18 protein-coding genes and 1 tRNA gene are annotated in these 18,586 nt (G+C 66.8%); 7 read left to right on the top strand and 12 right to left on the bottom strand.

The window, feature by feature from the left end; genetic code table 11:
* Positions 1-197: 197 nt before the first annotated feature.
* The 10 genes from K7H93_RS07435 to K7H93_RS07390 form a co-directional block, all read right to left on the bottom strand.
* Complete coding sequence (locus K7H93_RS07435) at positions 198-608, bottom strand: DUF3035 domain-containing protein (RefSeq protein WP_010239601.1); 411 nt, start codon at positions 606-608, stop codon at positions 198-200.
* A gap of 2 nt (positions 609-610) precedes the next feature.
* Positions 611-1,138: a signal peptidase II gene (lspA, locus tag K7H93_RS07430; RefSeq protein WP_054523188.1), complete on the bottom strand. Its 528-nt coding sequence runs from the start codon at positions 1,136-1,138 to the stop codon at positions 611-613.
* On the bottom strand, positions 1,138-4,077 hold the full coding sequence (gene ileS, locus K7H93_RS07425) for an isoleucine--tRNA ligase (protein ID WP_230783075.1): 2,940 nt from the start codon (positions 4,075-4,077) through the stop codon (positions 1,138-1,140). The genes lspA and ileS overlap by 1 nt, the downstream gene beginning before the upstream one ends.
* Positions 4,078-4,353: 276 nt before the next feature.
* The gene (locus K7H93_RS07420; RefSeq protein ID WP_230783074.1) at positions 4,354-5,283 is read right to left on the bottom strand and encodes a bifunctional riboflavin kinase/FAD synthetase; all 930 of its coding nucleotides are present in this window, start codon (positions 5,281-5,283) and stop codon (positions 4,354-4,356) included.
* The gene (locus tag K7H93_RS07415; RefSeq protein WP_230783073.1) at positions 5,280-6,482 is read right to left on the bottom strand and encodes a dipeptidase; all 1,203 of its coding nucleotides are present in this window, start codon (positions 6,480-6,482) and stop codon (positions 5,280-5,282) included. The genes K7H93_RS07420 and K7H93_RS07415 overlap by 4 nt, the downstream gene beginning before the upstream one ends.
* The gene (locus tag K7H93_RS07410) at positions 6,479-6,970 is read right to left on the bottom strand and encodes a dihydrofolate reductase (RefSeq protein ID WP_230783072.1); all 492 of its coding nucleotides are present in this window, start codon (positions 6,968-6,970) and stop codon (positions 6,479-6,481) included. The genes K7H93_RS07415 and K7H93_RS07410 overlap by 4 nt, the downstream gene beginning before the upstream one ends.
* Entirely contained in the window at positions 6,967-8,040 is a 1,074-nt protein-coding gene (locus K7H93_RS07405) for a 5-(carboxyamino)imidazole ribonucleotide synthase (protein WP_230783071.1), read from the bottom strand. Before K7H93_RS07405 ends, K7H93_RS07410 begins: the two co-directional genes overlap by 4 nt.
* A gap of 10 nt (positions 8,041-8,050) precedes the next feature.
* The gene (gene purE, locus K7H93_RS07400; protein WP_230783070.1) at positions 8,051-8,536 is read right to left on the bottom strand and encodes a 5-(carboxyamino)imidazole ribonucleotide mutase; all 486 of its coding nucleotides are present in this window, start codon (positions 8,534-8,536) and stop codon (positions 8,051-8,053) included.
* Positions 8,536-9,222, bottom strand: a complete 687-nt coding sequence (gene gpmA / locus K7H93_RS07395) for a 2,3-diphosphoglycerate-dependent phosphoglycerate mutase (RefSeq protein ID WP_010239611.1) — start codon at positions 9,220-9,222, stop codon at positions 8,536-8,538. Before gpmA ends, purE begins: the two co-directional genes overlap by 1 nt.
* Positions 9,223-9,257: 35 nt before the next feature.
* Positions 9,258-9,407, bottom strand: coding sequence for a hypothetical protein (locus K7H93_RS07390; RefSeq protein WP_230783069.1), 150 nt, complete (start codon positions 9,405-9,407; stop codon positions 9,258-9,260).
* Between the two features lie 117 nt (positions 9,408-9,524).
* Here K7H93_RS07390 and K7H93_RS07385 point away from each other — a divergent pair.
* From K7H93_RS07385 to K7H93_RS07375, 3 genes are all read left to right on the top strand, one after another.
* Positions 9,525-9,599, top strand: a tRNA-Thr gene (locus K7H93_RS07385).
* Between the two features lie 98 nt (positions 9,600-9,697).
* A complete protein-coding gene (locus tag K7H93_RS07380) occupies positions 9,698-10,204 on the top strand; it encodes a PH domain-containing protein (protein ID WP_230783068.1) in 507 nt (168 codons plus the stop codon).
* Positions 10,201-11,814 (top strand): PH domain-containing protein, encoded by a 1,614-nt coding sequence (locus K7H93_RS07375; RefSeq protein WP_230783067.1) that lies wholly within the window; start codon positions 10,201-10,203, stop codon positions 11,812-11,814. The genes K7H93_RS07380 and K7H93_RS07375 overlap by 4 nt, the downstream gene beginning before the upstream one ends.
* A 4-nt stretch (positions 11,815-11,818) precedes the next feature.
* On the opposite strand, the gene K7H93_RS07370 is transcribed toward K7H93_RS07375, so the two are convergent.
* Entirely contained in the window at positions 11,819-12,121 is a 303-nt protein-coding gene (locus K7H93_RS07370) for a GNAT family N-acetyltransferase (protein ID WP_230783066.1), read from the bottom strand.
* A 60-nt stretch (positions 12,122-12,181) separates the two neighbouring features.
* Between K7H93_RS07370 and K7H93_RS07365 the strand changes: the two genes are divergently transcribed.
* Both K7H93_RS07365 and K7H93_RS07360 read left to right on the top strand, forming a co-directional pair.
* A complete protein-coding gene (locus K7H93_RS07365) occupies positions 12,182-13,189 on the top strand; it encodes a threonine aldolase family protein (RefSeq protein WP_230783065.1) in 1,008 nt (335 codons plus the stop codon).
* Positions 13,186-14,142, top strand: a complete 957-nt coding sequence (locus K7H93_RS07360; protein WP_230783064.1) for a DMT family transporter — start codon at positions 13,186-13,188, stop codon at positions 14,140-14,142. Before K7H93_RS07365 ends, K7H93_RS07360 begins: the two co-directional genes overlap by 4 nt.
* A 13-nt stretch (positions 14,143-14,155) precedes the next feature.
* Here K7H93_RS07360 and K7H93_RS07355 read toward each other — a convergent pair whose 3' ends face one another.
* Positions 14,156-14,941, bottom strand: a complete 786-nt coding sequence (locus K7H93_RS07355) for a Rossmann-fold NAD(P)-binding domain-containing protein (protein WP_230783063.1) — start codon at positions 14,939-14,941, stop codon at positions 14,156-14,158.
* A 58-nt stretch (positions 14,942-14,999) separates the two neighbouring features.
* Here K7H93_RS07355 and pepN point away from each other — a divergent pair, with 58 nt between their 5' ends.
* Complete coding sequence (gene pepN / locus K7H93_RS07350) at positions 15,000-17,642, top strand: aminopeptidase N (protein WP_230783062.1); 2,643 nt, start codon at positions 15,000-15,002, stop codon at positions 17,640-17,642.
* Positions 17,635-18,405: a peptidoglycan editing factor PgeF gene (pgeF, locus tag K7H93_RS07345; protein WP_230783061.1), complete on the top strand. Its 771-nt coding sequence runs from the start codon at positions 17,635-17,637 to the stop codon at positions 18,403-18,405. Before pepN ends, pgeF begins: the two co-directional genes overlap by 8 nt.
* Positions 18,406-18,586 lie beyond the last annotated feature (181 nt).

The following is an 18,586-nucleotide window of genomic DNA, read 5'->3' as shown; positions in this document are numbered from 1 at the left end:
GGAGTGACCCATCATGCCCGGCGGGGCACGCGGCTTTCGACCGGAGGCGTGATTGCTAGACGGACGTTACGGAATCGGGGATCAACCGCCGATCTCGTCCGGCCAACGACAGGAGCGCAAAAAGCCCCGCCGGCAAAATGCGGGCGGGGCCATTGCAGGTGATTCGAAAAAAGGGGGGCGGGGCAAAGCCCCCGCGATCAGCCGGGGATGACCGCCTGCGCCGAACCGCCATCGCCCTGCGGCGCGGCGAGGATGTCGCGCGTCACGCGGCCCTTGGCGACGGTTTGCGTCTTGGGATCGCCGACCGAGGAGCGGATGCCGGGAGCCGCCTCGCCTGCGCGGCTGAGCGCGGCAGCTTCGACCTGGCTGCGCGGAGCCGGGCCGCCGAACAGCGCGTCCAGCGCCTGTTCCGCCGCGGTGCCTTCAGAGGGGCGCGGTGCGCCAGGTTCGGGTGGGGCGAGGCTGAAATCGGGCGGAACCACCAGCGGCGCCTGCCGCTGCACTGCGAATTCGTCCGGCCGGTCGCGGCCCAGGATTCCGCCGCCGCTGCCGCAGGCGGACAGGCCCATGGCGAAGGTGGCGAGGATGATGAGGCTCTTGTGGCGCATGTTCAGCTCTCTTTCGCAGCCAGGTGCATATCGGATTGCGCGCCCTTGTCGCGCAGGAAGAAGGAACGGGCAAGGATGATGAGGACGCCGATGGTGATGCACGCATCGGCGACGTTGAAGATCATGAACGGGCGGAACGCGCCGAAGTGCAGGTCCGCATAGTCGATCACGTAGCCGTAGAGCACGCGGTCGAGGATATTGCCCAGCGCGCCGCCAAGAATGAGGGCGAGGCCGAAGATATCGCCCTTGGTCCGCTCGCGCAGCATCCAGAACAGCACGATCAGCGCGATCGCGCCGGTGCCCATCACCAGCAGCCAGCGCTGTTCCACGCTCTGCGCCTCGAACAGGCCGAGCGAAATGCCGAAATTGGTGGTGAAGCGCAGGTCGAAGAAGGGCAGCAGTTCCTTCACCGCGCCGATGGAATCGATTCCCAGCGGGCCGGTGACCAGCCATTTGACCAGCTGGTCGAGCCCGAAGACGAGCGCGGCCAGCGCAAGGCCGCGCAAGCGGCGATTCCACGCACCGTCCATCAGTTCACCACCTCTTCGCACCGACTGCACAGGTCGCCATCCTCAGCCACGCTCGGCAGGAGGCGCCAGCAACGGCCACACTTGTTACAGGAGGAACGGGTTACGGTCACCCCTTCGCCATCGTGGGTGGCGACTGACGCGGCGATGAACAGCTCGGCAAGATCGTCGCGGGTGAACCCTTCCGGCACGGCCTGCGCGGGCACGGACACCGCCGCTTCGTTGCTGGAACGGATGGTCTTCTCGCGCCGCAGCGGCTCGATCGCCTCGGTCACATCCTCGCGAAGCTCGCGCAGCGCAGCGAAGCGCGTTGCCAGCGCTTCGTCTGTCCAATTGTCCGGAAGCGGGTCGATCTGCTGGAGGTGGATGCTCTTCGCCTCGGGGAAGCGGGTGGTCCACACTTCCTCGGCGGTGAAGACGAGCACCGGCGCAGCATAGCGGACCAGCGCGTGGAACAGCGTGTCGAGCACGGTGCGGTAGGCGCGGCGTTCGACCCATGCCGGATCGTCGCAATAGAGGCGGTCCTTGCGGATATCGAACAGGAAGGCGGACAGGTCCTCGTTCGCGAACTCGGTCAGCAGGCGGGTGTATTCGTTGAAGTCGTAATCCGCGATTGCCTGCCGCAGCTTGCCGTCGAGCTCGGCCAGCTTGTGCAGCGTGTAGCGCTCCAGCTCGGGCATCTCGGCATAATCGACGGCTTCGTCGGCCTCGTAGCCCTCCAGCGCGCCGAGCAGGTAGCGGAAGGTGTTGCGCAGCTTGCGGTACTGGTCGGCAACGCCCTTCAGGATCTCGTCGCCGATGCGGTGGTCCATCGTCGAATCGACACTGAGCGCCCACAGCCGCAGGATATCCGCACCGTACTGGTCGACGATCTTGAGCGGGTCGACCGTGTTGCCGAGGCTCTTCGACATCTTGCGCCCGTTCTGGTCCATGGTGAAGCCATGGGTCAGCACCTGGTCGTAGGGCGCACGGCCGCGCGTGGCGCAGCTTTCGAGCAGCGAGGACTGGAACCAGCCGCGATGCTGGTCGGACCCTTCGAGGTAGAGATTGGCGGGCCAGGTCAGCGCCGGCCAGCGATCGCTTTCGAGCACGAAGACATGCGTGCAGCCCGAATCGAACCACACGTCTAGGATGTCGTGCACCATCTCGAAATCGTCGGGGTTGTGATCGCTTCCAAGGAACTCGGCTTTGCGCGCCTCGTCCCATGCATCGACGCCGCCTTCGCGGATCGCATCGACCACGCGCTGGTTCGCGGCAGCGTCTTGCAGGTAGGTGCCGTCCCTGCGGACGAACAGCGTGATCGGCACGCCCCACGCGCGCTGGCGCGACAGCACCCAGTCGGGCCGCCCTTCGACCATCGCGCGGATACGGTTGCGCCCCCGCTCGGGCACGAAGCGGACGCGTTCGATTTCGGACATTGCCCTTTCCCGCAAGGTCGAGCCCTCTCCCTTGAGGGAGAGGGTTGGGTGAGGGTGTTCGGCGTCTGCGGGCGTGGGAGACCCCACCCCCGACCCCTCCCCGTCGGGGAGGGGGGATTCGGCGCCAAGGTCTTTATCCATCGGCACGAACCACTGCGGCGTGCAGCGGTAGATGATCTTCGCCTTGGAGCGCCACGAGTGCGGGTAGGAGTGCTTGTAATCCGCGCTCGCGCTCAGCAGCGCACCCGCTTCGCGCAGGTCCGTGCAGATCGGCCCGTCGGGCGCGTTGAAGTTGGCGTTGATGACCGCGCGGCGGCGCTCGTCATTTCCGCCCAGCCACGGCCAGTCGTCGCGGTACACGCCGCCATCATCGACCGCGAAGACCGGATCGATCCCGTTCTCGCGGCACAGGTAGAAATCGTCCTCGCCGTGGTCGGGCGACATGTGGACGAGGCCGGTGCCGCTGTCGGTGGTGACGAAATCGCCCGGCAGCATCGGGCGCAGAGTTTCGTAGAACCCACCGAGGGTGTGCATTGGGTGGCGGACCTTGGTTCCGGCGAGGTCGGAGCCTTTTATGGTTCGCCGCGAGCTTATCACGAATTCTTGTGGGTCGCAGTCGCGCCGAAGACGGGTCGTTACCGACTCCAGCAAGCCAGCAGCGACAAGATACCGACCGCCTTCCCGGAGGTTCATGCCGATCTCGTCATCATTGTAGTTCACGAGACAGTCGAACAGGACATACTCAACCTCCGGCCCATAAGCCAAAGCCTGGTTCACCGGGATCGTCCACGGCGTCGTCGTCCAGATCACCGCATACGCGCCCTCAAGTTCAGGCACATTCGGCGATTCGACGATCTCGAACGCCACGTCGATTTGGGTCGAGGTGATGTCCTCGTACTCGACCTCGGCCTCGGCGAGCGCGGTCTTTTCGACCGGGCTCCACATCACCGGCTTGGAGCCGCGGTAGAGATTGCCGGCTTCGGCGAACTTCATCAGCTCGGCGACGATCGTCGCTTCGCTGTCGTAGTCCATGGTGAGGTAGGGATTGTCCCAGTCGCCCAGGATGCCGAGGCGCTTCAGCTGCTGGCGCTGGGTATCGACCCATTTCTGTGCATAGGCGCGGCATTCGGCGCGGAACTCGGCGCGCGGAACCTCGTCCTTGTTGAGCTTCTTCTTGCGGTACTGTTCCTCGACCTTCCACTCGATCGGCAGGCCGTGGCAGTCCCACCCGGGCACGTAGGGCGCATCCTTGCCCAGCAGCGTCTGCGTGCGCACGACCATGTCCTTGAGGATGTGATTGAGTGCGTGGCCGACGTGAATGTCGCCATTGGCGTAGGGCGGGCCATCGTGAAGGATGAACTTTTCCGCGCCCGCACGCTCGGCGCGCAGCGTCCCGTGCAGGTCGTCCTGCTGCCACCCGGCCAGAATGCCCGGCTCCTTCTGCGGGAGCCCGGCTTTCATGGGAAAATCGGTTTTCGGCAGGAAGACGGTGTCCCGCCAATCCTTCTTTGTATCGTCGCTCATCAGGCGCGAGGCCTTAGCGGGGCCTTGTGCATCGCGCAATTTTTCGATTGCCATGCGCGGTATCCGGTCGCGGGAGGATCGGGGCGCGCGGGAGACTTCGCGCAACCTGTCCTACATGCGGCCGACCGGCTAACCTCGCTGCCGCTCTTTCAAAATGTCGATCCCCGCGAGCTGTTCATCGGCTTTCGCGCGATGAAATCCGCCCTCGAAAAAGAGGCCAGTTTTTTGCCCCCAGGACACTGTGTCAGGTGTGTCAGAAGCCGCTGAGCGCCAACCCTACTTCGCCAGCAACCGCCGCGCCTCCGCGCAATCGCGGTCCATCTGCGCGATCAGCGCGTCGAGCCCGTCGAACTTCGCCTCGGGCCGGATGAAGTGGTGCAGCGCGACCTCGATTTCCTGCCCGTAGAGGTCGCCCGAAAAGTCGAAGAAATAGGGCTCGAGCAGCTCCTTGGCCGGTTCGAACTGCGGGCGGATGCCGATATTGGCCGCGCCTTGCAGCTCCTCGCCGGAGGACAGGATGCGCCCCGTCACGGCGTAGATGCCGTAGTGCGGGCGCAGGTAATCCTCGAGCGCAAGGTTGGCGGTGGGGTAGCCGATCTCGCGCCCGCGCTTGTCGCCATGCTCCACGATCCCGCGAATCGCGAAGGGGCGGGTGAGCAGCTGAGCGGCGGCCTGTGGCTCGCCCTCCTTCAGAAGATCGCGAATCCGGCTGGAGGAGACGACCGCGTCGCCATCGCTCACCGCCGAAACGGTGCGCGCTTCCAGCCCATGCTTCGCGCCGTGCTCTTTCAGCAGAGCGGCATTGCCCTTGGCGCCCTTGCCGAAAGTGAAATCCTCTCCCGTCAGCACGCCATGCGCGCCGAACCGCTCGACCAGGATACGCTCGATGAAGTCTTCCGCGCTGGTGCCTGCCAGCTCGGCATCGAAGTGGAACACCAGCATCGCGGTCGCCCCGAAGGCGAGATAGAGCTCGTGCCGCTGCTCGAGGCTGGTCAGGCGGAAGGGCGGGGTGTCGGGCTTGAAGAACTGCACCGGGTGCGGATCGAAGGTGGCGACGATGACGGGGCGCTCTTCCTCGCGCGCCCAGCGAATCGCCTCGCCCGCGACCGCCTGGTGGCCCTTGTGAAACCCGTCGAAATTGCCGAGCGCGACGATCGCTCCGCGCAAGGGCGCAGGCACCGGCTCGCGATGGTCGAGCCACCTCATGCGGCTTCTACCGGCTCCGCAGGTGCGGGTATGGGGCCGAGGCCTCCGCGCAGCACGCGCAGCGCATTGCCGCCCATCACGGCGCGGATTTCGTCCTCGGTGAAGCCCTCGTCCATCAGCGCCTGCGTCACCTGCACCAGCTGCGAGGTGTCGAAGCGTACCGTTGTGGCGCCGTCGTAGTCGCTGCCGAGCGCGACATAGTCGATCCCCACCAGATCGCGCACGTGCTTCATCGCCTTGGCCGCATCGCGCGGGGACGTGCCGCACACCGCCGCATCCCAGTAGCCAATGCCGACCACACCGCCGGTCTTGGCGACCCCACGAATCTCATCGTCGGACAGGTTGCGGTTGACGTCGCAGGTCGCCTGCACCCCGCCATGGCTGGAGACGACCGGGCGCTCCGCCATCGCGAGGATGTCGGCCACGCAGGTATGGCTGCAATGCGCGATGTCGACCACCATGCCGAGCGCTTCCATGCGCCGCACGGCCTTGCGTCCCTTGTCGGTCAGCCCGCCCTTTTCCATCCCGTGCATCGAGCCCGCGAGGTCGGTGTCGAAGAAATGGGTCAGGCTGGCCATGCGGAAACCCTGTTTGCTCAGCACGTCGAGGTTCGACAGATCGCCTTCGAGGTTCTGCAGGCCTTCGATGCTGAGCAGCGCACCGACCGGCTTGGGCGTCTGGCTGGATCGTTCACGCAGCAGACGGTCGAGATCCTTGATGGAAGCGACCTTGAGCAGCTCGCCGTCCGACTTCGCCGCCGCCCGGTCGAGCTTCTCGGCATGCCACAGCGAGCGTTCCAGCAGGCTGTTCCAGGTGCGGGTGGGCTGAAGCTGCGCGATCACCAGCGTGGTGATGTTGTCGCTATCGGCATCGTTCGCGTCGTAGTTCTGGCCCTTGGGCGTCTTGGTGACGCTGGAGAATACCTGCAGCGCGACATTGCCCTCTTCGAGGCGCGGCAGGTCCATATGGCCCTGATCCGCGCGATTCAGCAGGTTGCGGTTCCACAGCAGCGTGTCGGAATGCAGATCGACGATGGTCAGCGTCTCGTGCAGCGCCTTCGCTTCGTCGGAGACTTCGATCAGCGGTTCGCCGTCGATCTGGTTCATGCTCCGCTCGACCACGCCGGGGCCGAACTGGAAGAAGCCTGCGATGCCGACCAGCAGCACCAGCCCGACGATAATCAGTACGGTTTTCTTCACGCGCGCCGCTCATAGGTGATGAAGGAGAAGGCGGGGGTGTCGCCGCTGGCCTCGTGGTCCTCACGCGCGACCTCGGTCCAGCGTTCGGGATCGGGGGCGTCCATGAAGGTGTCGCCGTCGTAATCGGCGTGGATCTGGGTCAGCTCGATCCGTTCGGCCTGCGGCTCGAACAGCAGGAATACCTCGGACCCGCCGATGATCGCGGTTTCCTCACCCCCGGCGGCGGCGAGCGCCTCGGGGACCGACATCACATGCTCGGCACCTTCGGCCTGCCAGTCCGAATCGCGGCTCAGCACGATATGGCGGCGACCGGGGAGCGGGGCGGGGAAACTCTCGAAGGTCTTGCGGCCCATGATCATCGGCTTGCCCATGGTCACTTCCTTGAAGTGCTTCAGGTCCGCCGGGATGTGCCAGGGCAGGCCGCCATCCTTGCCGATCGTGCCGTTCGCGGCGCGCGCGTAGACGAGGAAGAGCTGATCCTGAATCATGAGCTGGTGTCTCCCTCGGGCCATTCGAGCCGTGTGATGTGGCCCATCTTGCGCCCCTCGGGCGAGTCGGTCTTGCCGTAGAGGTGGAGATGCGCGGCCGGATCGGCGAGCGCTTCGTGCGCAGTCGCGGCGGCGGGGCCGATCACGTTCTCCATCACCACGCGCGGCGCGACGCGGCGGGTATCGCCCAGCGGCAGGCCGCAGATCGCGCGGACCTGGTTCTCGAACTGGCTGGTGGCCGCACCTTCGATGGTCCAGTGGCCGGAATTGTGCGCGCGCGGGGCCATCTCGTTGAAGATCGGGCCGCTTTCGCTGGCGAAGAATTCGAGCGTCAGCACACCGACATAGTCGAGCTTGTCCGCCACTGCTTTGGCCAGCTTGCGCGCCTCGCTCACCTGCTGGCCGATGATCGCGGCACCGGGCAGGGTCGAGCGGGCGAGGATGCCGTCCTCGTGCCCGTTCTGCGAGCTTTCCCAGAAGGCCACCGTGCCATCCGCGCGCCGGGCGAGGATGACCGAGAATTCGCATTCGAACTGCACGAAGCCTTCGAGGATGCAGGGCGTGTCGGGCAGGTCGAGCGCCTCGGCCTCTTCGCGCGAGCCGATCCGCCACTGGCCTTTGCCGTCGTACCCGTCGCGGCGAGTCTTGAGGATCGCCGGTGTGCCCAGCGCCTCGATCCCGGCGAGCAGGTCGGCGCGCGAATCGACCGCGTGGAAGGGTGCCGGCGTGCCGCCGAGATCAGCGACGAAGCGCTTCTCTGCCAGCCGGTCCTGCGCGATCGCGAGGGCCCGGGGGTGCGGGGCGAGCTTGTCGGCTATGGCATCGAGCGGGGCGGCGGGGACGTTCTCGAACTCGAGCGTCACCACGTCGCACGCATCGGCAAAGGCCTTGAGCGCGTCCGCATCGTGCCAGTCTGCGGCAATATATTCATTGCACACCTGCGCGATCACCGCCTCGCCCGCCGGAGCGTAGGCGATCACGCGATAGCCCAGCTGCGCGGCGGAGATCGCCAGCATACGGCCAAGCTGCCCACCGCCGAGGATGCCGATCGTGCCGCCCGGTTTGATCATGACCGCTCGATCACTCAGGCCGTTCCGCAACCTTGGCGGTGCGCGCGGCGCGCCAGGCGACCAGCCGTTCCATCACCGCCGGATCATGCGCGCCGAGAATCGCGGCGGCGAGCAGCGCGGCATTGGTTGCCCCCGCCTCTCCGATCGCGAGCGTGCCGACCGGGATGCCGGCGGGCATCTGCGCGATCGACAGCAGGCTATCCATGCCCGACAGCGCTTTCGACTGGACCGGCACGCCGAGCACCGGAAGCGGGGTCATCGCGGCGATCATGCCTGGCAGATGCGCCGCGCCGCCCGCGCCAGCGATTACCACCTTGAAGCCTTCGTCCGCCGCGCCTTTGGCGAAATCGTACATCCGGTCGGGCGTGCGGTGGGCGGAGACGATCCGCGCCTCGTGCGCTATCCCCAGTTCTTCGAGAACATCGGCGGCGCATTTCATCGTCGGCCAGTCGGACTGGCTGCCCATGACGATGGCGACGGTCGCGGCGCCGGACATCAGGTTTCGTCCAGGTAGCGGCGTTCCCCCGCGACCTGCCCATCTTCGAACCGGTAGATGATCGGCCGCCCGGTGGGGATTTCGAGGCCGGTAATCTCGTCGTCCGAAATGCCCGAGAGGTGCTTGACCAGCGCACGCAGCGAATTGCCATGGGCGGAGACGATCACCGTCCGCTCGCCGGTCAGCTGGGGCAGGATGTGTTCTTCCCAGTAGGGCAGCACGCGCTCGATCGTGAGCTTCAGGCTCTCGGTATAGGGCACGTCGATCCCTTCGTAGCGCGGGTCCGCGCCGGGATCATATTCGCTGCCCGGCTCCATCGGCGGGGGCGGAGTGTCGAAACTGCGGCGCCAGATATGGACCTGCTCGTCGCCGTGCTTGTCGCGCGTCTGCTGCTTGTCGAGCCCGGTCAGGCCGCCATAGTGCCGCTCGTTCAGGTGCCAGTCCTTGGTCACCGGAATCCACAGCCGCCCGCATTCCTCCAGCGCGAGATTGAGCGTGCGAATCGCGCGCGTCTGGAGCGAGGTGAAGGCAATATCGGGCAGTACGCCCTTGTCTTTCAGCAGGCGGCCCGCGGCGCGCGCTTCTTCCACGCCCTTGTCGGTCAGATCGACATCCCACCATCCGGTGAAACGGTTGGCGAGGTTCCATTCCGACTGTCCGTGGCGGACGAGGATCAGCGTCGACAAATTCTTGTGCTCCCTTGCGGATAGGCTGCGAGCCGTTAGCGGGCCTCACCGTTTTTGGAAAGGTCGCGTTCCTGCGGTGTGGCCTGGGTGCCCGCCTTGCGCCGCCGCAGGTTCGCGCGCAGCTGTGCGGCAAGGCGTTCCTCCCTTGTGGGCGGTGCTGGAGGGGGGCTGTCGGGCTCGCTCATCGTGTGCTCCCATGCTATTGCGAAGGCTTCGAGGCAAGCTTGGCTTGACTTGTGCGCCGCACGCGACAATAGCGCGCGGCCTGTGGCGGGCGATAGCGTTCGCCCACGCCCCCTTATGCTGCTGTAGCTCAGTGGTAGAGCGCACCCTTGGTAAGGGTGAGGCCGGGAGTTCAATCCTCCCCAGCAGCACCACCACTCTACCCCCTCTCGCGAATCACCCGTCGATTCGCCTCGGCCACTCGCCCGAAAGGGCTTGCGGGCCTTTTGCCGCTTGGCCATTCATCGCAGCCATGAACGAAGACGGGGCATACGCACAGGTGGCGGCGACACAGGGCGACGAACAGCCTTTGCAGCAGGGCCATCCCAACCATCCCAAGGCGATGCGGGTCGAAGCAGTGCTGGTTGCCCTGCCGCTGTTGATCGGCGCGCTGGTCGCCGAATATCTGACCCCGTTTCCAAACTTCCTGATCGCGGGCCCGGTTGCCTTGATCCTGCTGCTGGTGGTCATCATGCTGCCGCATCGCCGCTATGCGGTGCGCGGTTATGCGCTGAGCGAGGACCGGTTGCGGGTGGTCAGAGGCATGATGTTCCATGCGGACACCGTCGTCCCCTTCGGCCGGGTCCAGCATATCGACGTCGATCGCGGGCCTATCGAGAGATATTACGGGCTCGCCACGCTGCAGCTCTATACCGCAGGCTCGCACGGCGACGTGATCAGCCTGCCCGGCCTTGCGCACCAGGATGCGCTGGACATGCGCGAGACGATTCGCGCCCACATCAAGCGCGCATCGCTGTGAGCGAGCTTTCCGCCAGCGATCCGAATCGCGAGGAGGCGCCAGACAGCGCAGCCGTGGGCGAATCGCCCGACGGGGAACCCAAGCGGACCGACCCGCGCACCTTCCTGGTCCAGGCGGTCCAGACCGTCCCGCGCACGATCGTTCCGCTGGTGGCGGTGGCGCTCGCTACCCGCGACGAAGGGTCTTTCGCGGTGCCCGTGATGCTCGGCCTCGGCGTGCTGTTGCTGGGGGCGATCACGTTTTTCACCTTTCTGGGCTGGTGGCGGCAGACCTACCGCGTGGGCGACAGCGACATCCGGCTGGAGACCGGCGTGTTGTCGCGCGCGGCCCGCTCTGTGCCCTACGAGCGGATTCAGGACGTCAGCCTCGAACAGGGCTTCGTGCCGCGCCTGTTCGGGCTGACCAGCGTCAAGTTAGAAACCGGCGCGGGCGGATCGGACGAGATCAAGCTCGCCTACCTCTCCAGTGAGGAAGGCGAGCGGTTGCGCGAACTGGTGCGCGAGCTGCGCGACGAGGCCGATGGCGTGGCCGCGCCCGCCGCTGCGCAGGAGGCGCGCGAGGAGCAAGGCGCGCGCGAGGCCGACGCCCAGCTGCTGTTCGCGATGGGCCCGCGCCGTCTGTTCGTGTTCGGCCTGTTCGAATTCTCGCTCGCGCTGGTCGCCTTTCTCGGCGCGGCGGCGCAGCAGCTCGACTTCCTGCTGCCGTTCGACATCTGGGACTTCGATTTCTGGCGCGGGCTGGTTGCGGGGCAGGGCGAACAGCTCGCCGAGCTGGGCCCGATTGCGCAGGCGCTGGGCGCCGTGGCTGCGATTATCACCTTACTGGTGGTCGGCGTGGTCAGCGGAATCGCAAAGACCTTCGCACGCGACTGGGATTTCCGGCTGGAGCGCACGCCCAAGGGCTTTCGCCGGCGGCGCGGGCTGTTCACCCGAACCGACGTGGTCATGCCGGTGCACCGGGTGCAGGCGGTCCGGATCGGGACCGGCGCGGTGCGCCACCGGTTCGGCTGGAAGAGCCTCAAGCTGGTCAGCCTGGCGCAGGATGCGGGCAATGCCAGCCACGTGGTCGCGCCTTTTGCCAAGGCTGCGGAGCTGACCCCGATTCTCGAGGTCGCGGGCTTCCCGCTGCCGCCCCGGGGCCTTTCATGGCATCGCACCACCGGATCCTACCGCGTGGTTTCGGCGCTGATCAACGCGGTCAGCTTCGTCCTGCTTGCCGCAGCAGTCGCGGTGGCGACGCATCTGTTCGTGCCAGAACGGTATGACTGGCTGTGGCTGGTGGCGGCGGCGCTGGCCGTGATGGCGGGCTTTACCGCCATCCAGCAGCTGTTCCTGTGGCGGGTGGAGCGGCACGCGATTTCGCCGCGGCATCTCTACAAGCGCAGCGGCTGGCTCGCGCCCGGGTACAAGATTGCCGACCGGGTGAAGCTGCAATCGGTCGAGATCGCGCGCGGGCCGCTGGGGCGGATGTTCGGTTACGTCACGCTCAACCTCGGGCTCGCGGGCGGCCATTTCGCGCTGCCCGGCCTCCCGCGCGAGGAGGCCGAGGCGCTGCGCCGCGCACTGCTGGCGAGCATGGTCGAAACCGATTTCTCCCGGCTGGTGAAATAGCCGCTCAGGCGCGCACGGCGTCCCAGTCGTTCTCCTCGAACTTCTTCGCGACGTAGGAGCAGTCGGGGCGAATCAGGAAACCCTGCTTGCGCGCGTCGGCTACCAGCCGCTCGACCAGCAGCGCCGCGACGCCGCGCCCGCCGATCGCTTCGGGGACGAGCGTGTGGGTTGCGATGCGCACTTCCTTGCCGTCGACTTCGTCGCCCGGCTCCCACTCCAGCGTGCCCTTCGCATCCTCGCCCTCCAGATGCGCGATATACTTGCCGCCCTGGCCGACGACGTGATGAGTAATGGTGGCAGTGCCCATGGGTGTCCTGTCCTTTGCGATATGCTTGCATCGAACGCCGGGCTGCGTAGGGGCGTTCCAATGCGTTTCATGTCCGACAATGCCGCAAGCGTACACCCCAAGGTGTGGGAGGCGCTGCGCGCCGCCGATGGGGTCGATTCGCCCTATGACGGCGATGCGCTGTCGCAGCAGCTCGACGCACGATTTTCCGAGCTGTTCGGGCGCGAAGCCACCGTCCTGTGGGTCGCCACGGGTACGGCGGCCAACTGTCTTGCGCTGGCCACGATGTGCCCGCCGCATGGCGGCGTGGTCTGCCACCGGGAGGCGCATATCGAGATGGACGAGGGCGGGGCGCCCGGCTTCTACCTCCACGGTGCCAAGCTGCTGCTCGCGGGTCGAAGCGATGGGGGCGACGGCGCGAAGCTGACCCCGCAGGCGATTCGCGACGTGATCGATCCGATCCGCGACGATGTCCATCAGGTCCAGCCGCACGCGATCTCGATCACGCAGGCGAGCGAATATGGCCGCGTCTATCGCCCGGAAGAGATCGCGGCGATTTCACAGCTGGCGCGCGAGCGCGGCCTTGCGCTGCACATGGATGGCGCGCGCTTCGCCAATGCCACTGCCTTTCTGGGTGGATCGGCGGCAGAGGCTGCGGGCGATATCGACGCGCTCAGCTTCGGCTGCGTCAAGAATGGCGGGATGAGCGCGGAAGCGATCGTGTTCTTCGACCCCGCGCTGGCGGACGTGGCCCGCTACCGCCGCAAGCGCGCGGGCCACCTGCAATCCAAGGGCCGCTTCCTCGCCGCACAACTGCTCGCAATGGTCGAGGACGACCTGTGGCTCGACAATGCGCGCGCCGCCAATGCCGCGGCGCAGGCGATCGCCGAACGCGGCGGCGAGCGGCTGATGCATCCGGTCGAGGCGAACGAGGTCTTCATCCGCCTCTCCCCTGACGAGCGCGAGATGCTGCGCGGGATCGGCTACCAGTTCTACGACTGGGGCGCGGACGCGGCGCGCTTCGTCGCCTCGTGGGACAGCGATCCGGGCGAGGCGCGCGCGCTCGGCCAGGCGATTGCCGACCTATGAGCGATAGCAGCGGCGGGATGCTGCGGCCCCGCGTAATCCTGCCCTTCCTGATCACGGGCACGATCTGGGGATCGACCTGGCTGGTCATCACCGGCCAGATTGCGGACGTGCCCGCCGCATGGTCGGTGTTCTATCGCTTCGCGCTCGCGACCCCGGCGCTGTTCCTGGTCGCGGCGCTGATGAAGCGGCGGCTGCGCCTGACCCGGCCCGAGCATCTGCTGGCGCTGGTGGTCGGCATCTTCCAGTTCAGCGGCAACTTCCTGTTCGTCTACCATGCCGAACTGTACGTCACCTCGGGCATCGTCGCGATGATGTTCGGCCTGCTGATGGTGCCCAACGCGCTGTTCGCGCGGCTCTTCCTGGGCGAGCGGGTGAAGGGCGGATTCATCGCGGGCAGTGGCATCGCGATCATCGGCGTGTCCTTCCTGCTGATCCACGAATGGCAGGCGAACCCCGATGCCGGGGTAATCGGCGGCAACGTGGTGCTGGGTATCGGTCTGGCGCTGCTCGGCATCCTTTCCGCCTCGGTCGCCAATGTGGTGCAGGCCAACCCGACCGGGCGCGCGGTGCCGATGGTCAGCCTGCTCGCCTGGGCGATGCTGTACGGCACGGTGTTCGATCTCGCTTTCGCCTGGGTGACGACGGGGCCGCCACCACTGCCGGGCGCGCCGGGATACTGGCTGGGAATCGTCTATCTCGCGCTGATCGGGTCGGTGGTCACCTTCCCGCTGCACTACAACCTGGTGCGCGAGATCGGCGCGGGGCGGACCGCGTATAATTCGATCCTGACGATCTCGGTCGCGATGCTGCTGTCGACATTGTTCGAAGACTATCGCTGGACCTGGCTGACCGGCGGCGGGATGGTGCTGGCGGTGATCGGCATGGTGATCGCGCTCACCGCGCGGCGCCAGAAAGCCGTGCAGGTACAGCAGTCCGGCTCTCTGCGGCACTGACTCTCGTGGCGGACTAGCGGAGCAGCGCCCTCAGACCTTCGCGGTAGGTCGGGTAATGCGGCCGCCAGCCGAGCACGCGTTTCGCCTTGAGGTTCGCGACCCGCCGGTTCTCGGCATAGAAGCCGCGCGCCATCGGACTGAGGTTGGCCTCTTCCAGTGTCACCAGCGGTGGCGGCTCCACGCCCAGCAGCGCGCAGGCTTCCTCCACCACCGCATTCTGGCTCGCGGGCAGATCGTCGCCGAGGTTGTACGCCCCCGGCGGCGCATCGCTCGCCAGCGCGGCGGCCACGCCGCCGGCGATGTCATCCACATGCACCCGGCTGAAGACCTGCCCCGGCAGGTCGATCCGCTTGGCCTTGCCCTCGGCAATCCGGTCGAAAATGCTGCGCCCCGGGCCGTAAATGCCGGGCAGGCGGAAGACCCGCGCGCCGCGCTCCATCCAACTCGCATCGCAGGCCATGCGGGCATTGCGCCGTCCGTCGCCGGTGGGTGAGCTTTCATCGACCCACGCGCCCTGCCGGTCGCCATAGACCCCGGTGGAGGAGAGATAGCCGATCCAGGTATGGCCCAGCGCAGCGCCATAGCGTTCCAGCACGGGGTCGCTTTCGCTCTCGCGGTCGGGCGGGACCGAGGACAGCACCGCATCCGCGCGCGACAATTCGGCGCGCACGGCATCGGCATCGTCGAAGGAAAGCTTGCCCTCGCTGCCGGTCGCAACCACTTCCCACTCGAGCGATTGCGCGCGTTGTGCGATCCGCTTGGCGCTGTAGCCAAGCCCGAAGATGAATAATTTTGGCATTGGCGGCCCTGCTGCCACAAATGCCGCGAAAAGAAAAAGCGCGAAGAAACGAGGACCGATGGACCAGCCGAGCAATCCCGCCGCCGCCGACAATGCCCCCGCCGGGGCGCCCGTGCTGCCCGACGCCGCGCCCGAGCCCGACGCGCCCGCCATCATCCGGCGTAAGGACTACACGCCGTTTCCGTGGCGCGTGCCGGAGGTGCGGCTGGCCTTCGATCTGGGTATCGAGAGCACGCGGGTCGAAGCGACGCTGAGTGTCGAGCCCAACCCGCAGGCAGGCGCCGCCTCTGCCATCCGCCTCGATGGCGATGGGCTGGTGCTCGAAAGCGTGGCCGTGGATGGCGAGCCGCGCGACGACTGGCAGCGCGATGGCGAGGCGCTGGTCGTGCCGCTGTCTTCCGGCCCGCACACGCTCACCATCGTCACCCGGATCGCGCCTGCCGAAAACACCCAGCTGATGGGCCTCTATGCCAGCGGCGGGATGCTGTGCACGCAGTGCGAGGCGGAAGGTTTTCGCCGCATCACCTTCTTCCCCGACCGGCCCGATGTGCTGTCGGTCTACACCGTGCGGATGGAGGCGGACGCGAAGGCCTTCCCGGTGCTGCTGTCGAACGGCAACCCGGTGGAGGAGGGCCAGCTTGAAGGTAGCCGGCATTTTGCCGAGTGGCACGATCCGTGGCCCAAGCCGTCCTACCTCTTCGCGCTGGTCGCGGGCGATCTGGTCGCGCGCCGGGACAGCTTCACCACCATGGGCGGGCGCGAGGTCGAACTGGGCGTGTGGGTCCGCGAAGCCGATCTCTCGCGCACCGAACACGCGATGGAATCGATCAAGCGGTCGATGAAATGGGACGAGGAGACCTACGGGCGCGAATACGACCTCGACCGGTTCAACATCGTCGCGGTGGGCGATTTCAACATGGGGGCGATGGAGAACAAGGGCCTCAACATCTTCAACACGAAATACGTGCTGGCGGACGAGGAAACCGCGACCGACGCCGATTTCGACGCGGTCGAAGGCGTGATCGGGCACGAATATTTCCACAACTGGTCGGGCAACCGGATCACCTGCCGCGACTGGTTCCAGCTGAGCCTGAAGGAAGGCTTCACCGTGCTGCGCGACCAGACCTTCAGCGAGGATCTGCACGGCGCTGCGGTCAAGCGGATCGGCGATGTCCGGATGCTGCGCAGCGTCCAGTTCCCCGAAGACAGCGGCCCATTCGCGCACCCAATCCGGCCCGATAGCTACAAGGAAATCAGCAACTTCTACACCGCGACCATCTACAACAAGGGCGCAGAGGTGATCCGCATGATGCGGAGCATGGCGGGGCTGGAGGCGTTCCGAAAGGGGAGCGATCTCTATTTCGAGCGCCATGATGGCGAGGCCGCGACCTGTGAGGATTTCGTCAAGGCGATGGAGGATGGCGCGGGGCTCGACCTCACGCAGTTCCGTCGCTGGTACGAACAGGCGGGCACGCCGCAGGTCACCGTCGAGCAGCGGCACGAGGGTGACCGGGTCACGCTCACGCTGACGCAGGTCGTCCCGGCCACACCGGGCCAGCCCGACAAGTTGCCGGTGCCGATCCCGCTCAAGATCGCACTGTTCGACCGCGAGGCGGGCACGCATTCGGGTGAACAGCTGATCGTGCTGACGCAGGATAGCCAGGACTTCACCTTCGATGGCCATGCGAAGCCGCCGGTTCTCTCGATCAACCGCAACTTCACCGCCCCGGTCGCGATAGAGCGGGACATTGCGCGCGAGGATCTGGTGTTCCTCGCCGCGCACGACGACGACGCCTTCGCGCGGCACGAGGCGATGCAGGAGCTACTGCTCGGCTATCTGCTGGGCGATGGCGACGAGGCTGCGCGCGAGGCGATCGGCACCGCAGCGGGGGCGATCCTTACGGACGATGCGCTCGACCACGAAATGCGAGCCGAGCTGCTCGGCCTGCCGACCTTCGCCTATCTCGCCGAACGCTCCGAGGTGTTCGACCCGGGCGCGATGGTCGACAAGCGCGAAGGGCTCAAGACCTGGCTGGGCGAGACCTTCGCAGGCAGGTTTGCCGACCTGCACGACTCGCTCGCCGAACCCTCGCGCGCGGACGGAATGGCGGGCAAGCAGGCGCGGCGGATGCGCAGCGTCGCGCTCGCCTATCTCGCGGCGGCGGACCCGGCGGACGGAGCGAAACGCGGGCTCGCGCAATATCGCGACGCGCCGGGCATGACCGACCGGCAGGGCGCGCTCGCAGTGCTCGCCGGGCTCGACGGGCCCGAGCGGGAAGAGGCGCTGGCCGATTTCTACAGCCGATTCGCGGACAACGCGCTGGTGATCGACAAGTGGTTCACGCTGCAGGCCTCGGCCCTGCGCGAGGATGTGCTGGGGCAGATCGAACAGCTTGCCCGGCATCAGGCCTTCACCATGAGCAATCCCAACCGGGTCCGCGCGCTCTATGCCGCCGCTGCGGGCAATCCACTGGCGTTCCATGCAGCGGACGGCACCGGCTATCGCATGATCGCCGACCTGATTCTGGAGCTCAACCTCCGGAACCCGCAGCTTGCCGCACGATTCGTGCCCTCGCTGGGCCGCTTCCGCCGGATCGAGCCCAAGCGCGCGGCAATGATGCGCGCCGAACTGGAGCGGATCTCGCAGGCGGGCAAGCTGTCGCGCGATGTCGCCGAACAGGTCGAGGCGAGCCTTGGCTGACGGCGGCCCCGCACCGATCCGCGCGGCCGCGCTGGAAGGCGTGCCGCACGGTTTTTTCGGCCGGCAGGGCGGTGTCTCGACCGGAGAGGTTGCCGGGTTGCAGGTCGGCTTCGGCGCGGGAGACGATCCGGAATTCGTGGCGGAAAATCGCCGCCGGGTGATCGCCGCCGTGCTTCCCGGTGCGGGGCTGGCGATGCCTTTTCAAGTCCACTCGCCCGACGTGGCGGTCGTGTCCGCTCCGGTCGAGGGCGACGACCGGCCCCGCGTCGATGCGCTGGTGAGCGCTACGCCGGGCCTGCTGATCGGCGTTGTCACCGCCGATTGCGCGCCGGTGCTTTTGGCGGATCGGCAGGCGGGCGTGGTCGCCGCTGCCCATGCCGGCTGGCGCGGCGCGAAAGAGGGCGTGCTGGCCAATACGGTCGCGGAAATGGAACGTCTTGGGGCCGATCGCAGCCGGATCGCCGCCGCCATCGGACCGACCATCGCGCAGCCCAGCTACGAGGTGGATGCCGGTTTTCGCGATGCCTTTCTGACCGACGATCCCGCCACTGATCGCTTCTTCGCATCCGGCAAACCGGGCCACTTCCAGTTCGATCTGCCCGGCTTTGTCGCCGCGCAGCTGGCCGCCGCAGGTGTCGGCAAGGTCGAGAATCTGGGCCTCGACACCTATGCCGACCCGGCCCGCTTCTACTCGTTCCGCCGCGCGACCCACCGGGGCGAGGCGACCTATGGCAGGCAGGGTGCGTTCATCGGCCTCGGCTAGCTTTGCGCGGCGCGCAACTGGTCGCACGCAAAAGGCCATTGGCAGTTCGGGCCTTACGCGCTAACAGCCCCCGCAGATGGGAAGGGGTCAGCTCCCCCAGCAGGCGTTTTCGCGCCACCGGGGCCGAGCGGATCGCCCGAATTTCCCTGAGAAAAAGCAACTCGCGCAAGGTGGGCGTTTC

This window comes from Citromicrobium bathyomarinum, assembly GCF_021021475.1.
GTDB lineage: Bacteria > Pseudomonadota > Alphaproteobacteria > Sphingomonadales > Sphingomonadaceae > Alteriqipengyuania > Alteriqipengyuania bathyomarina.
This window is presented reverse-complemented; position numbering and strand designations above follow the sequence as displayed.